Below are 15,043 nucleotides of genomic sequence, written 5' to 3'. Positions count from 1 at the left end.
TAAGTTTCGCAGAAAGGATAGAATGAATATCTTTGCAGTCCAAATATTCAGAAAAAATGTTTTCAAAAATAATAGTACACAGAGTCGGTAATAAGATTAACGGAGAGTCTTTATCGCTTTCCCAGGAGGAATTAAAGCTGGAAGAAGGAATGGCAGAGCTGCTGGAAGATTACTTTTTAGGGTCATTCAAATCAGAAGAAACCTTTCATTTTTACAGTGATTCCTATCTGGTCAATAATCCGGTTTATAGTGCCGTATCAGAAATTTTTGATGATAAGTCCAAATTTCTGTGGGAATCTGAAAACATTGCAAAACACCTTTTTGAGGCTGCTGAAAATCCAAGGGTTCAGGGAGGGGAGTTATTCATCGTACTTTTTGAAGAAGAAAGTGACCGTCCTGACAAAGTAGATAAAATAGGGATCTTTAAAACTGAGAAAAGAGAATCTTTCCTCAAAATTAATCCCACAGAGGAATCATTTGATATCGAGAAAGATCAGGGAATCGGATTATCTAAAATAGATAAAGCTGCCCTGATCTATAATAATAACAAAGAAACCGGTTATGTACTTTCCGTAGTTGACAACAACAAAAACGGGGATATGTACTACTGGTTTGAAGATTTTCTGAAGGTGAAACAGCGTGATGATGAATATTTCCACACTCAGGAAGCGCTGATGGTGTATAAAGATTATATCACGAAGCAACTTCCCCAGGAATTTGAAGTTTCAAAAGCTGACCAGGCGGATTTCCTTAATAAGTCCATCAATTTCTTTAAGGAAAAGGAAGAATTCAAGCTGGATGAATTTGCGAATGAAGTCTTAGGAGATGAACACGTAATTGAAAGCTTCGTAAACTTTAAAACAGATTACGAACAGGATATGCAGGTGAATATTGCTGAAGAATTCCCGATTAGTGAAGCCGCAGTAAAAAAGACCCAGAGGCATTTTAAGAGTATCATTAAACTGGATAAAAACTTCCATATTTACATTCATGGAGACAGACAGAAAATTGAAATGGGTGAAGATGATAAAGGAAAATACTACAGGCTTTATTTCGAAAAAGAGGTATAAAAAGGAGTCTCCGGTTCCATAATAATATCATAACTTTATTGCTGATTACAAAATAGCAGTTATGAAATTTATGATCATTTTCTGGGGAGCTTTCCTGTTCTTTTTCTGTGTTCCCTTCCCGATTTTTATTTATATGATGAGTGAGGAACTCGCAACAGAACCGAGAAATTCGTTAGCGGTAAGCTATGGATATCTCGGTTTTTCTTTGCTGTTATGGGGATACATCATTGCTTTCTTTATCAATACCCTTTTCATTAAAACTTTTAAAGAGAAAAATACAATTCATTCTATTCTGCAGAACGGAATCCCAAGAGAAGCTAAAATTATTGATTATAAACTCCTCAAATACATTCCTAAGACCAATATGAACCTCATCCGGATTGTTCTATCATTTCCTAACCTTAGAAATACCCTGATTGAACATGAAATGATGTTTCATGACTCCAAACCCCAGGAGAAAAGATTTGATGCCGGAAACAAGATAAAGGTATTGCTGAATCCTCAGGTGTCAAAGGAACCCTATTTTATTTTAAGTGACCAGAAAGTAGGGTTTAATACTTCGGGGATGGTGCTAAGGATTATTTTTACCGGATTACTGATTGGTTATGTCATCGGTTTATATTATTATTTTTATAAGCGGGAATCTTTTGATTTTGGCTGGAGATTTCTGACATTTATGCATCCGATTATTTTCAGTGGTGTTATGACTATTCTTTATGTATTGATTTTTCAGTTCATTTTCGGAAAGTTTTTAAAAAATACAAAAGAAGAGCGGATCCTTTTTTCAGGAAGAAATGCTGAAGCTGATATCATCAGTGTAAGTCAGACAGGTCTTCTTGTAAATGATCAGCCTCAAATCATGTTCCAGGTAAGTTTTAAAGATTTCAGAGGAGCGGAACATATTGCGGTATACAAGAAAGTGGTCAGTCTTCTGAATCTTTCTTCTGTCCCCAAAAAAGGAACCATTGAAATTATGTATGATGAGAATGATCCGAAGAAGATTATGATTCCCAGAGGGTTTTAGGGATAGATGTGAAAGATCATTATTTTGGATTAAAGAATTTTAAGAAAATCAAATCTGCCTTTTTACTAATTCATTTTTTGCCTTATTCGCTATCTTTGTTTCTTTAGCTAAATCATATGAAAACAACAATTGTCGATCTGACAAAACCTATTCAATACAATGCAGGAGATCCATGGTTCATGAGAGTGAAGATCAAACATAAGCCACACCGTAAATCCCATTGGCTGATACGTCTGGCATTGAGACTTCCGTCGAAACTTTTTCCTGAAAACTGGACAGGATGGGCAGATGACACTATCAAAAATATGGGGCTTCATGCCACCACTCACATTGATGCTCCATGGCATTACGGTCCGGTAGTAGAAGGTAAACCCGCCAAAACCATAGACCAGATTCCATTGGAGTGGTGCTACGGAGACGGTATTGTGATCGACTGTACCCATAAAGAAGATTTTGTTGCCATTACTGTAGAGGATCTGAAAAAAGACCTTGATAAAAACGGAATTACCATACAGGAAGGAAATATTGTACTCATCAGAACCGACCGTGACCGAATGATGGGAACTCCGGATTTTGTGGAAAAAGGAACAGGAATGAGCAAGGAAGCTACAGAATGGCTGATTGATCAAGGGGTAAAAGTAATGGGAATTGACCAGTGGGGCTGGGATCTTCCTTTAAAATATATGGCTCAGAAAGCCAAAGAACTCAATGATCCTGAATTTTTCTGGGAAGGGCACCGTGTAGGAATTAAAAAAGAATATTTGCACATCGAACAACTAACGAATTTGGGTGCATTACCTCCGTCCGGATTTAAAATTTGTGTATTTCCGCTTAAAATTGTCGGGGGGTCTGCTGCTCCGGCAAGAGTAGTAGCCATGATAGATGCATAGAAAGATCTTTAAGGAATAGTAAAGGGAGAATTTGTTTGTTTACAAGTTCTCCCTTTTATGGTTTTGTCTTTTCGCTATTAATTTTTCTTTCTGAAAAACAAAGCCCTGTTATATTCAAAATTCATTCTGGCAATATTCAGTACGGAAATCGCCTGAGGACATTCTACTTCACAGGCTTCTGTATTGGAGCAGTGCCCGAATAATTCACTGTCCATCCTGGCAACCATATCCAATACACGTTTGCTTCTCTCTTCTTTACCTTGGGGGAGTAGCGCCATATGGCTGATCTTTGCTGAGGTAAATAATGCAGCACTTCCGTTTTTACAGGTGGCTACACATGCTCCGCATCCGATACATGCTGCTGAATCAAACGCTTCTTCAGCCGTTTGATGGGTAACAGAAATCGCTGTAGCATCCGGAGCCTGACCTGTGTTTACCGATACGAATCCGCCGAAAGAAATGATCCTGTCAAAAGCGGAACGGTCTACTTTCAGGTCCTTTTTCACGGGAAATGCTTCTGCCCGGAACGGTTCGATAAGAATTGTTTCCCCGTCTTTAAATGATCTCAGATGAAGCTGGCAGGTTGTCGTATGTTTCAGCGGGCCATGTGCAATACCGTTGATCATCATACCACATTGCCCGCAGATTCCTTCGCGGCAGTCATGATCAAATTCCACGGGATCGCCTCCTTCAATGATCAGTTTTTCATTTAACGTATCCAGCATTTCCAGGAAAGACATGTGAGGATTCAATCCTTTAAGGTCATAATCGACCAGTTTTCCTTCACTTTTTTTGTCTTTCTGTCTCCATATCTTAAGGTGTAAATCCATAATTTCTGTTTTTTATTTGTAGCTTCTTACCGTCGGTTGTATTTCTTCAAAGATCAGTGGTTCCCTGATCAGCTCAGGCTCGTTGTTTTCACCCGTCCAGCCCCATGCAGAGATAAATTGGTATTCTGCATCATTTCTCATGGCCTCTCCGTCGGGAGTCTGGTATTCTTCCCGGAAATGGGCTCCACAGGATTCATTACGGGTTAAAGCATCATAGCACATCAGTTCTCCGATCTCAAAATAATCTGCAACACGGCCCGCTTTTTCCAGTTCACTGTTCATTTTATCTCCCTCTCCTGAAACTCTGACATCCCGGTAAAATTCCTGCTTCAGTTTTCTGATCTCCTGTATGGCATATTTCAGTCCTTCTTCATTCCTGGCAAGTCCGCAATAATCATACAGTAGTTTCCCCAATGTTTTATGAAAATGATCCACAGTTTTAGTTCCCCTGATACTGATTAAATTTTGGATCTGTTTTTTAACGGCATTTTCTGCCTGTTCAAATTCAGGAGAATCCGGCGAAATTTTTCCGGTATGGATCTCATCGGCAAGATAATTGGCAATGGTGTAAGGCGCAATGAAGTAGCCATCTACAGAAGCCTGAAGAAGAGAGTTTGCTCCTAATCTGTTCGCTCCGTGATCTGCAAAATTGGCTTCCCCCAAAGCAAAAAGCCCCGGAATGGTGGTCATCAGTTCGTAATCCACCCAAAGACCACCCATGGAGAAGTGTGCAGAGGGAGAGATCATCATAGGTTCTTTGTAGGCATCATACCCCGTGATCTTAAGATACATATCGAATAAGTTTCCGTACTTTTCTCTGATCTTATCTTTTCCCTGTTCTTTGATAGCTTTGGAAAAATCAAGGTATACGGCATTTTTCAAAGGTCCGATACCATAGCCGGCATCAATTCTTTCTTTGGCAGCACGGGATGAAATGTCCCTTGGGGCAAGATTTCCAAATGCCGGATATCTTCTTTCCAGATAATAGTCTCTTTCATTCTCAGGGATATCATTCGGTTTTCGGTTTTCGTCCTGCTTTAAAGGGACCCAGATCCTTCCGTCATTCCGTAACGATTCAGACATCAGGGTCAGCTTCGACTGATAATCTCCGGACTGCGGCAGGGAAGTAGGATGCACCTGGATCCAGCTTGGCGAAGCCATTAAGGCCCCTTTTTTATGAGCTCTCCAGATTGCAGAACCATTGCATCCCATGGCGAGGGTGGACAGGTAATAGATTTTCCCATAACCTCCGGTCGCCAATACTACAGCATGAGCTGCATGTCTTTCAATTTCTCCTGTGTCTAAATTCCTTACGATAATGCCTCTGGCTTTCCCGCCAACAGTGACCAGATCAAGCATTTCATGTCTTGAAAACAATTGTACAGAGCCTTTTCCGACCTGTCGCATTAGAGCCTGATAGGAACCCAGGAGAAGCTGTTGTCCTGTTTGTCCTCTCGCATAGAAAGTACGGCTTACCTGTACCCCTCCGAAAGAACGGTTGTTAAGATAGCCTCCATATTCACGGCCAAAGGGTACACCTTGTGCAACAGCCTGGTCAATGAGGTTTAAAGAACATTCAGCCATTCGGTAAACATTGGCTTCTCTTGCTCTGAAGTCTCCTCCTTTCAAGGTATCAACAAACATTCTGTACACACTGTCACCATCATTTTTATAGTTTTTTGCAGCGTTCACACCTCCCTGAGCTGCTACGGAATGGGCTCTTCTCGGGCTGTCCTGGAAACAGAAAGACTTAACATTATATCCCATTTCGCCTAAAGAAGCAGCTATTGAACTTCCAGCCAGTCCGGTTCCTACAACAATGACCTCCAGTTTTTTCCGGTTGGCGGGGTTAACAAGTTTTGCTTTCTTTTTATAATTATCCCATTTTTGTTCCAGTGGACCCTGGGGTATTTTTGAATCTAATATCATGATCATTCTGTTTATTGATAAGTAAAGAATACATAGACGGGCATCAATGCAAAACCTGCACAGATAATGATTGAATAGGCAATCCCAACCGTCTTAAACCATTTTACAAATTTAGGATGGTAAAGTCCCAACGTTCTTACAGCACTGTGTATCCCATGAACCAGATGGTAACACAAAGCGATCATTGATAAAACATATATGATCACGTACCACCATTCTTTAAAGACATTCACTACCAGAATGTAGAGGTCTTTATTTCCATTTTCATCCAGAGGCGGATTTCCGAATTTATAGATGTACCAGAAATTCTGGAAATGAATTACAAGGAAAATCAGAATGAATGTTCCCAGAATTCCCATATTGCGGGATGCCCAGCTGCTTGCCCTGCCTCGTCTGTCTGTCTGATATCTGGCTCCCGACTTTTTATTCCTCAGGGTAATCACAAGTCCATCCACAGCATGCAGGAGAATACTGGCATACAGAATATAAGAAACGGTTTTAATAATGATATTCCCGGATAAAAAATGGGAATAGGCATTGAACTGCAAATGCGCCTGTTCCTGTGGAAGAAAAAGCTGAAGATTTCCAAGGAAGTGAATCAACAGGAAGAATCCCAGAAAGAGTCCTGTAAGGCACATCAGCATTTTTCTTGACAATGTAGATAACATATTTCTGATTTAATAATTAATAATATCCTAAAACTTTCATCCACAATCCTCCGACAGCCATGTAGATAATTAACAATACAATTCCTATTTCAAGTCCTCTGAGCCACCAGACTTTCAGATCAACGTATCCGCTTCCGAAGAATACAGGAGCCGGGCCGTGACCGTAATGGGTAAGTACCCCATAGATGGAACCCATGAAACCGAGCATCATAGCCAACAGCATAGGAGGAATTCCTAAAGAAACACCCACCCCCAGCAATGCAGCATACATCGCCGCTACGTGGGCAGTGGCACTTGCAAAAATATAGTGACTGAAGAAATAGACAACAATAATAACCGGGAAGGCCACCTGCCAGCTCAGACCTCCGATCTGAACTTTGATAAGATTGCTGAACCAGCCAATGAAGCCCAGTTCATTCAATGAGCTTGCCATCATTACCAAAACAGCGAACCAAACGATAGTATCCCAGGCTCCTTTCTCGCCTTTTACATCCTCCCATGTTAAGACTGAAGTTAGCAGCAGCAGTGTTAATCCAATGAATGCCGTAGTTGTGGCGTCAATAGAAAGTGCTCCACCAAATATCCAAAGTGCTAACAGAATAAAAAATGCCAGCAGCATCAGCCATTCATTTCTGGAAACAGGTCCCATTTCTTTTAATTTCTGGGCCGCCATTTTCGGGGCATCACCTGTTTTTTTCAACTCAGGCGGATATAATTTGTACAATACCAAAGGAACCACAAAGAATGCTACTGCACCCGGAATGAATCCTGCCGCAGCCCATGACATCCAGGTGATATCAATGCCAAGGTTGGCGGCAAACTTCTGACACATCGGGTTACTTGCCGTCCCGGTGAGGAACATGGAAGAAGCGATGAGGTTCATATAGTAACTGTTCAGCGTCAGGAATGATCCCAGTTTTCTATGGGTTTCCGGTTTTTCCGGAACGGAATCAAAGCTTATGGCCATAGATTTCATAATTGGGTAAATAATCCCACCACCTCTTGCGGTGTTACTTGGAATAGCAGGTGCCAGACAAACGTCGGCAAGTCCTAATCCGTAAGCCAATCCCAGTGAGCTTTTACCAAAAACCCTGATAAATAAAAAGGCAATCCGGTTTCCAAGTCCCGTTTTGATAAATCCTCTGGCAATAAAGAATGAAATCCCGATCAGCCAGATCACCTTATCTCCAAAACCGGAAAGCGCTTTTGTAATTGATTTTCCTGCATCTCCGGGAGCTACTACCTGGGTAAGGGCCGTAAATCCGATGGCCATCATACACATGGTACCCATTGGAGCGGCTTTAAGAATGATTCCTAAAATGGTAGCTGCAAAAATGGCAAACAAATGCCAGGCATTCACAGTAACACCTTCCGGAGCAGGAATGAACCATATGATTAATGCAACGGCAAATGTGATTGCCACGTTTTTGATATTAATTTCTTTCATGATACTACTATTTAATCATTAAAATCTACTCTGTACTTGTACTATAAATAGATTATTGTTGTATTGTGATGTGTTTTCTATCTGATGTTTATAGCGGTCAAACTGCACTCCCAGCTGAATTCTGGCGCCATAATTTTTCAGGAATTCCAATCCGAACATTGGGGTAATGGTCTGTCTTGGGTTAGAGGCCATTCTGAAATTGGTGTCAAGATATTCGTAACGGCAGGATAATTCGAAGGCACTTAGATTTTTGTGGTTGATCTCATACCTCAGATTAGGAAGAAAATAGATTCCGCGCACCAGATACTGATCCGGATTCTCAGGGCGCATCTCAGGTGCAACAGAATTGTACAGAACGTGGTTAGTGGCCTGTTTGGCTTCCAGCTGCATATCAAGGCTCCATTTCGGATCAAACTGAATCAGTGAGCTCATATCAACTCCCAGGGCATATACTTTTTTACTGAATACTTCCCCGATACCTCCATTCAGCCCTACATTGAAATTGTATTTTTCAGATAATCCGAAAACAAGACGGGTAGAATACTGCTTTCCGTTATCATTATCATTGATCTGGTTTTTTCCATTCCCGTTAACTACTGAAACAGCATATTGGAAAGGTATTTTTCCTAACTGAAGCTGTCCTGTCGCAGACATTCCGATCTGGAAACTTGTCCAGCCCAGCTTCCCGAATTCCGTATACTGATTGGACCAGTCTAAAGATTTGATAATATCAATAGGATAAGTTTCTTCAATACCAAACCAGGGCCTGAATTGTCCTACCGTAATGGCCAACTTCGGATTGAAAGTGTACTTCAGGTAAGCATTTTCAAGGACTCTGCTTTTGGGGTCATTTTTAAAATCAGCAAGGTTGGCCAGTACGACAACTTCCGTACGTTTACTGATCTGTGCCCGTACCTGAACCCGCATGTATTTGAGCATGAAATTATTATCCGTTCCGGAACCGTCGGTATGATGAAGTCCGTTGACATCTACATCTTTGGCCATTCCTACAAGATAACGTGCCTGGAAGAGGCCTTTGATCTGCAGCTGTGGATATTTTACATTGTCTTCTTGCTTTGGAGAAGGAGTGGTCTTCAGAGAATCCTGATTCTGTGCATATGCGGATAACCCGAAGGCCAGCATGCACAGGATGAGGCTTTTCTTTTTAATCGAAAAAAAGGCCATATCTATTTTTGTTTTTTTATTGAGAACTTTATTTTACCAGAATTCCTCACTGCCCTTGAGCATGGTTACAAATGGAACTTGCTTTAACCTGCTTTGTCAGTGCTTATCGGTGAGCAGGTTATTTTAAGTAAAAGAATTCTTGTGGTAAAATATCTATTTTAATCCTAAGAATGTAAATGGTGCGGACTCTTTAAATTCCGTATTGGACTTACCATTATAAGTGCGGTTATTACTGAGATCCAGTTTCATCACTTTTCCTTTAGGACTCAGGTCGAAATCTTTAAGATCTACCCAGAACGTATTGGGTGTGAAAACCGTTTCAAAATAGTAGACCAGGTTTTTCTGATCGGAGACAGAACGCCATCTTGTTGACGAAATATTAGGTTCAGTTGCAGAAGTGATTCCGTATGGTACAGAGCAGTTTCTGATCACACTGAAAACACTGGCTACCGCTGTACGGGTGTCTGCAGTCTGTGGAATCGCATTGATATAGTAAGACGCTCTTACAAAACGATCTGCAGCACGGTTGGTTCCCGGAAGCATCACTGTTCCCGGAATGCCTTTCCAGTAATTGTTAAGGGCAAGCTGTTCTTCAAAAACAGGAGAATTGGTCATTACCGTATAAGAAGGGTCATGGTGGATTACCAGTTTTCCGTTAATATATTCAAATACTGCATTGTCTCCCGAAGCATCGGAAAGGGAAAGATGGACTGTGGTAAATCTTTCTGTTCCCGGAATGTAGTCGCTTACAATAACGAAAGGTTCTTTTTTTGAAAACTCTACGGCTTCTTTTACGGTGGCGAAATTATCAAGATAATATTGTGCCCATAATGAAATGGCAATTCCCTTTTTACTTCCTTTTCCATCAAATTTAGGATATTGGGATTCTCCTAGCCAAAGGAGGTTGGCTACCAATCCTTTTTCATTCATTCCATCTGCCGAAGCAATATCCCAGGAAGAACTGATGAGGCTTCCGTATCTGGCAGTCCATTTTACAGATTTTGGGCCTACCAGTCCGTTACGGTCTATTCCTTTTGGTAATACCCATAAGTTGGCCGGGATTTCATCACGCCAATCCATAGAGCGTGCTGTAATAACTGTGTTTTGGGGCCCTTTGTAAACCACCCTCGTACAGGCTTCTGATGGATTCCATAATCCTATAGAGAGGACTAAAGAAAATAAAATTAATGGGAACTTTTTCATAATAGTATTATTTGAATTTAAATTTAATGTTGAATTTATTGTGAATAATTCAATGAATTTTCCATCATATTCATTATTTGGTGATATAAATTTAGCAAATTTGTTTAAATGACACAATTATATTAGCTGATAAATACTCATTCATGTTATGAATCATAAATAAAAGACTAAAATAGGATTACTGGATTTTTTTTAGTATATTTTAGAAACTTCTTAGTAAAAGAGCAGGATAATAAAGAATATTTCAAAGTGTATCTGAGGGCTTTGATCTGAAAAATAAACGTTACGCTAAGGTGCTTTAAAATAAAATACCACAGAATACGGGCCTGTTGGAAAAAAACGCTATATTTGATTGTTAGACTGACGAGATATATGAATTTTGTAGAATGCCATGAAGAGCCTATCCATATTCCGGGCTACATACAAAGTTTTGGCTATTTGATTGGCATTGATGCGGAATCCCATTCCATTACTTTTTTCAGCAGGAATATTACGGATATATTTAAAATCGAACGGGTAGACTCACTGTTCGGGAAAGAGCTTACGGATTTTCCGGAAAGCTTTCAGCAGATCATCGATTCTGATATTTATGTTTCGCTGGACAGATTTACCAGAAGGGAAAATGAAACCTATTTTGACAAGATTTTCATAGGTGATAAGGAATATCATTTTTCTGTCTTTAAAAGCGGCGGTTTTATCTTCCTGGAATTTGAAGAAGTACTGATAAATCCTGACAAACGGATCTCCAATAAATATGATAATTTTTACGGGATTGATAATGCGCAGGAACTTTGGAATCATTTACTGGAAACGCTTGCCAAAGTGGTCAACTATGACCGGATGATGATCTATAAATTCATGATGGACGGTTCAGGAAAGGTGATTGCAGAAAAGAAAAATGATGAGATGGAAAGTTTCCTGGGGCTTCATTACCCGGAATCGGATATTCCCAAACAGGCCCGTCAGCTTTATCTCAGGAAACGGAAAAGAATTTTCAGCAATGTACATTCAGATACGGTACCGCTTTTAAGCAAATCTGAAGAACATATAGATCTTACTTTTGCGGCTTCCAGAGGAATGTCCCCTATACACGGGCAGTACCTTAAAAACTCGGGAGCATCTTCCAGTTTCAGTATTTCCATTATTATTGACGATCATCTGTGGGGACTGGTTACATGCCAGAATACTGAGCCTAAGCATATTGATCTTGAAGACCGGGTTCAGGCAGGAATCTTTACGGCACTTGCTGCCAATGCATATTCATCATTTAAATCTAAAAGTGAACTGAATTACCGGCTGGAACTGAATGAAAGGGTTTCTCAGCTTAAAATAAAGTTTTTAAAACACCATTACTTATCTGATTCGCTTATTGAAAGCAAAGCAGAAATTAAAGACCTTCCGGAAGCGGATGGAGTGGCGATAGTTTCGGATGAACATATTGTAACGGAAGGAGTGACTCCGTCTGTTGCTGTTATAAACACCATCATACAGTGGGCGTCTGAAAATACAACGGACCAGATTTATGTCAACAGAAGCTTTCTTAAAAATCATGGAGAGGAGCTGGGTTTGTCTGAAAATGCTGCCGGAATTATTATTTACTTTATTGAAAGGGATAAAAATGAGATGCTGATCTGGTTCCGTAAGGAATTTGATGAGCATATTGACTGGGCAGGAAATCCTGAAAAAAAGATTGAAGTTTTTTCTTACAACGGAGAAGAAAAACAGATCATTTCACCAAGAACGTCCTTCCGGATCTTTACTGAAAATATAAAAGGACACTCTAAAAGGTGGAATTCCAGGAATATCAGCGCTGTACATGCTATCCGTGATCTGATCCTGGAAACTTCTCATAAAAATTATAATGCGGTAAAAAGGCTTAACGATGAGCTTAAAAAGGTGAATGAAGAGCTTGACAGTTTTTCTTACACCATCTCTCATGATCTGGGAACACCTTTAACGGTCATGAAACTTAATGCGCAGATGCTTTTGGGAAATCTTACAGATAGTTCGGAAAAGAGTAAACATAAGATCAATACCATTATCGAGGAAATTGATAATATGGCAGAAATGATGCAGGATGTACTGCAGCTTAGCCGTGCAAAGCATAGTGATATCCAGCTTGAAGCCATGAAAACAGAAATGACCATCCGTAAAATTTCCGAAAATGCCAAACTGACCTACGGTAATCCCGAAAGCGAGGTGGTGATCAGGGAATGTCCGGATGTACTGGCTGATAAAACCATGCTTCATCAGGTATTCCTGAATATCATTAATAATGCGGTAAAGTATTCTTCCCACAGAGAACATCCGAAAGTGGAGATTGAAGGTACTGAAAACGGAGAAAATGTTATGTACCGGATCTCTGATAACGGGATTGGAATTCCTGAGGAAGAGAAGCATAAAATGTTTAAAATTTTCAACAGGATGGATAATGCCAAAAAGTTTAAAGGAAATGGGGTAGGGTTGTCTATTGTTCACCGGATTATGAAAAGAATCGGTGGAAATGTGGATTATGAAAGTAATAAAGAAGGGACTTCTTTTATTCTGACGTTTAAAAAACCGTAAATTTGAGAAACTTTTAAAACGTTATTATGGTATCAGAATATCTGAAACAAAATACAGCGGAATATCACGATGCAGCAGAAAAGCTTTTTAATTCTGAAAAAATTTTCAATAAAACTTTTACCCTGGAAGATTATAAAAAGATCATCCATACCAATTACCTGATGCTCCTTCACAGCGAAGACAAAATTTTCAACCGTCTTTCCGGTAAGTATTCGGAGAAACTTCAGCTTAATGAAAGGAAAAAGCTTTCCCTTATTGAAAAGGATGTGGAAAGTCTTTCCCTGGAGTATAAGGAAGTCTCTGATAAACTTGATTTTACCAATGAACATGAGGCTTTAGGAGCCATGTATGTCATTGAAGGTTCTACTTTAGGAGGAAATGTAATTGCCAGGCAGCTTTCCAAAACAGAAGGTTTTGACACAGTCAGTTTTAATTTCTTCGGATGCTATCAGGAGAATACGGGACCGATGTGGAAAAATTTTAAGGAGGTTCTGGATGCTGAGGTAGCTGAAGAAAACTATCCGGAAGTGCTGTCCGGAGCCCGGAAGCTGTATTCTTTTTTACTGAATGTCAACTAATTTCCCGGAACCCTAATAATATTTCTGAAAAATTGCCCACTTTTTCAGGAATTGTTAAATTTGGGGAGTTTCAAATTTAAATTCAACTTTAAAAATAAATAATTTAAAAAGTATACAATATGAAAGTAACTGTAGTAGGTGCAGGCGCTGTAGGAGCAAGCTGTGCAGAATACATCGCAATGAAGAACTTCTGTTCAGAAGTAGTTTTAGTAGATATTAAAGAAGGGTTTGCTGAAGGTAAGGCAATGGATTTGATGCAGACTGCATCTCTAAACGGATTCGATACAAAAATTACCGGAACAACAGGAGATTACAGCAAAACTGCAGGTTCTCATGTAGCCGTGATTACTTCAGGTATTCCAAGAAAACCGGGAATGACCAGAGAAGAGCTGATCGGTATTAATGCAGGTATTGTAAAAGAAGTTACTGAAAACCTGGTGAAACATTCTCCGGAAGTTATCATCATCGTGGTTTCCAACCCAATGGATACTATGGCTTACCTGGTACACAAAACTTCAGGCCTTCCAAAACACAAGATCATCGGAATGGGTGGGGCACTGGACTCTGCAAGATTCAAATACAGGCTGGCTGAAGCATTGGAGGCACCGATCTCTGATGTAGACGGTATGGTAATCGCTGCTCACAGTGATACAGGAATGCTGCCGTTATTAAGCAAAGCTACAAGAAACGGGGTACCTGTTACTGAGTTCTTAGACGAAGAAAAACAAAAATATGTAATTGAAGAAACGAAAGTAGGTGGAGCTACGCTTACCAAGTTATTGGGAACTTCAGCATGGTATGCACCAGGAGCTGCTGTTTCTGTAATGGTTCAGGCTATTGCATGTGACCAGAAAAAAATGATCCCTTGTTCTTTAATGCTTGAAGGGGAGTATGGTCAGAATGATATCTGCCTAGGGGTTCCTGCGATTATCGGGGCAAACGGGGTAGAGAAAATTGTAAACGTAACGCTTACTGCAGAAGAGCAATTGAAATTTGCTGAAGCAGCGAACGCTGTAAGAGAGGTGAACGGAGATTTAAAATTCTAAGCTAACTGGCTTCTGAAGCCAAAATGATAAAAAAAAGGACTGTTTCACTGAAGCAGTCCTTTTTTGTGGAGTAGGGGCGGAAAAGAATTCCTGTGGCCTTGTGCTATAGTTTTCTGTTATTATTTTTCTGCCTTTCCAGGATGAGATGGGCGGCATCCAGCATTTTGGTGAGGTGGATGTACGGGTTTATCATATTTTTCTCCGGGACATTATCATAAACACCCAGTGAGAAATACACAATCCCGGACATAAAGTAATCAAATTCCTCTATGCTGTATTCTTTGAATGCTTTTTTAAAGACCAGCAACGGGTTCCGGTATTCTTTCTCCGAAAGCAAACCGGGAAGCAGTGGAGAAGTATTTTCTGTCCGGACAGGGAATGCCTGTTTCTTTTCTTTAAGTTTTATAAGATACCCGGCACGCACAAATGACCGCATAGACTGGTGAAAACGAAAGATTACGGAAGGATCTTCTTTAATCCAGCGGTCACTCTTTACTGCGTAATTCATTATATTGTTCAGCTGTTCTTTAGCTTTTGCCAGCTCATTGAACCGGAAGAAGGTTTCCATCAGCCGTAGCCCGGAGTATTTCTTTATGCCTGACCCAAAC

Annotated in this window: 13 protein-coding genes; 6 read left to right on the top strand and 7 right to left on the bottom strand. The window is 40.2% G+C overall.

Annotated features, from left to right (window positions below; all coding sequences use genetic code 11):
• Positions 1–56: 56 nt before the first annotated feature.
• The 3 genes from DRF59_RS17710 (at position 57) to DRF59_RS17700 (ending at position 2,984) form a co-directional block, all read left to right on the top strand.
• Positions 57–1,070, top strand: coding sequence for a nucleoid-associated protein (locus DRF59_RS17710; protein WP_115963352.1), 1,014 nt, complete (start codon positions 57–59; stop codon positions 1,068–1,070).
• 61 nt (positions 1,071–1,131) lie between these two features.
• Positions 1,132–2,094 (top strand): hypothetical protein, encoded by a 963-nt coding sequence (locus tag DRF59_RS17705; RefSeq protein WP_115963349.1) that lies wholly within the window; start codon positions 1,132–1,134, stop codon positions 2,092–2,094.
• Positions 2,095–2,210: 116 nt separating this feature from the next.
• Complete coding sequence (locus DRF59_RS17700) at positions 2,211–2,984, top strand: cyclase family protein (RefSeq protein WP_115963346.1); 774 nt, start codon at positions 2,211–2,213, stop codon at positions 2,982–2,984.
• Between the two features lie 77 nt (positions 2,985–3,061).
• Here DRF59_RS17700 and DRF59_RS17695 read toward each other — a convergent pair whose 3' ends face one another.
• The 6 genes from DRF59_RS17695 to DRF59_RS17670 all read right to left on the bottom strand — a co-directional run bounded on the left by DRF59_RS17695 (position 3,062) and on the right by DRF59_RS17670 (position 10,246).
• Complete coding sequence (locus tag DRF59_RS17695; RefSeq protein ID WP_115963344.1) at positions 3,062–3,814, bottom strand: succinate dehydrogenase/fumarate reductase iron-sulfur subunit; 753 nt, start codon at positions 3,812–3,814, stop codon at positions 3,062–3,064.
• A gap of 12 nt (positions 3,815–3,826) precedes the next feature.
• Positions 3,827–5,743, bottom strand: a complete 1,917-nt coding sequence (locus DRF59_RS17690; protein ID WP_115963466.1) for a fumarate reductase/succinate dehydrogenase flavoprotein subunit — start codon at positions 5,741–5,743, stop codon at positions 3,827–3,829.
• 11 nt (positions 5,744–5,754) lie between these two features.
• Positions 5,755–6,411 (bottom strand): succinate dehydrogenase cytochrome b subunit, encoded by a 657-nt coding sequence (locus DRF59_RS17685; protein ID WP_115963341.1) that lies wholly within the window; start codon positions 6,409–6,411, stop codon positions 5,755–5,757.
• A gap of 16 nt (positions 6,412–6,427) precedes the next feature.
• The gene (locus tag DRF59_RS17680) at positions 6,428–7,858 is read right to left on the bottom strand and encodes an anion permease (RefSeq protein ID WP_115963338.1); all 1,431 of its coding nucleotides are present in this window, start codon (positions 7,856–7,858) and stop codon (positions 6,428–6,430) included.
• A gap of 18 nt (positions 7,859–7,876) precedes the next feature.
• Positions 7,877–9,043 carry a porin gene (locus DRF59_RS17675; protein ID WP_115963335.1) on the bottom strand — a complete coding sequence of 389 codons (1,167 nt, stop codon included), beginning with the start codon at positions 9,041–9,043 and terminating at the stop codon, positions 7,877–7,879.
• 153 nt (positions 9,044–9,196) lie between these two features.
• Positions 9,197–10,246 carry a linear amide C-N hydrolase gene (locus DRF59_RS17670; protein ID WP_115963463.1) on the bottom strand — a complete coding sequence of 350 codons (1,050 nt, stop codon included), beginning with the start codon at positions 10,244–10,246 and terminating at the stop codon, positions 9,197–9,199.
• Positions 10,247–10,594: 348 nt separating this feature from the next.
• On the opposite strand from DRF59_RS17670, the gene DRF59_RS17665 reads away from it, so the two are divergent.
• From DRF59_RS17665 to DRF59_RS17655, 3 genes are all read left to right on the top strand, one after another.
• On the top strand, positions 10,595–12,811 hold the full coding sequence (locus DRF59_RS17665; protein WP_241505628.1) for an ATP-binding protein: 2,217 nt from the start codon (positions 10,595–10,597) through the stop codon (positions 12,809–12,811).
• Positions 12,812–12,837: 26 nt separating this feature from the next.
• Complete coding sequence (locus tag DRF59_RS17660) at positions 12,838–13,389, top strand: biliverdin-producing heme oxygenase (protein WP_115963329.1); 552 nt, start codon at positions 12,838–12,840, stop codon at positions 13,387–13,389.
• Between the two features lie 119 nt (positions 13,390–13,508).
• The gene (locus tag DRF59_RS17655; RefSeq protein ID WP_115963326.1) at positions 13,509–14,435 is read left to right on the top strand and encodes a malate dehydrogenase; all 927 of its coding nucleotides are present in this window, start codon (positions 13,509–13,511) and stop codon (positions 14,433–14,435) included.
• A gap of 103 nt (positions 14,436–14,538) precedes the next feature.
• Here the strand turns inward: DRF59_RS17655 and DRF59_RS17650 are convergent.
• Positions 14,539–15,043: hypothetical protein (locus DRF59_RS17650; RefSeq protein ID WP_115963323.1), on the bottom strand; the 505-nt coding region annotated here is incomplete at its 5' end.

Origin of the sequence: Chryseobacterium flavum (assembly GCF_003385595.1) — a bacterium.
In the GTDB taxonomy this organism is placed as follows: domain Bacteria; phylum Bacteroidota; class Bacteroidia; order Flavobacteriales; family Weeksellaceae; genus Chryseobacterium; species Chryseobacterium flavum.
The sequence above is the reverse complement of the archived record's forward strand: the minus strand, read 5'-3'. Positions and strand labels throughout refer to the sequence as shown.

Bases quoted from the DNA above. Each gene is read 5' to 3' on its own strand.
- DRF59_RS17685 (WP_115963341.1), bottom strand. From the start codon at position 6,411: ATGTTATCTACATTGTCAAGAAAAATGCTGATGTGCCTTACAGGACTC.
- DRF59_RS17695 (WP_115963344.1), bottom strand. From the start codon at position 3,814: ATGGATTTACACCTTAAGATATGGAGACAGAAAGACAAAAAAAGTGAA.
- DRF59_RS17670 (WP_115963463.1), bottom strand. From the start codon at position 10,246: ATGAAAAAGTTCCCATTAATTTTATTTTCTTTAGTCCTCTCTATAGGA.
- DRF59_RS17690 (WP_115963466.1), bottom strand. From the start codon at position 5,743: ATGATATTAGATTCAAAAATACCCCAGGGTCCACTGGAACAAAAATGG.
- DRF59_RS17655 (WP_115963326.1), top strand. From the start codon at position 13,509: ATGAAAGTAACTGTAGTAGGTGCAGGCGCTGTAGGAGCAAGCTGTGCA.
- DRF59_RS17705 (WP_115963349.1), top strand. From the start codon at position 1,132: ATGAAATTTATGATCATTTTCTGGGGAGCTTTCCTGTTCTTTTTCTGT.
- DRF59_RS17675 (WP_115963335.1), bottom strand. From the start codon at position 9,043: ATGGCCTTTTTTTCGATTAAAAAGAAAAGCCTCATCCTGTGCATGCTG.
- DRF59_RS17710 (WP_115963352.1), top strand. From the start codon at position 57: ATGTTTTCAAAAATAATAGTACACAGAGTCGGTAATAAGATTAACGGA.
- DRF59_RS17680 (WP_115963338.1), bottom strand. From the start codon at position 7,858: ATGAAAGAAATTAATATCAAAAACGTGGCAATCACATTTGCCGTTGCA.
- DRF59_RS17660 (WP_115963329.1), top strand. From the start codon at position 12,838: ATGGTATCAGAATATCTGAAACAAAATACAGCGGAATATCACGATGCA.
- DRF59_RS17700 (WP_115963346.1), top strand. From the start codon at position 2,211: ATGAAAACAACAATTGTCGATCTGACAAAACCTATTCAATACAATGCA.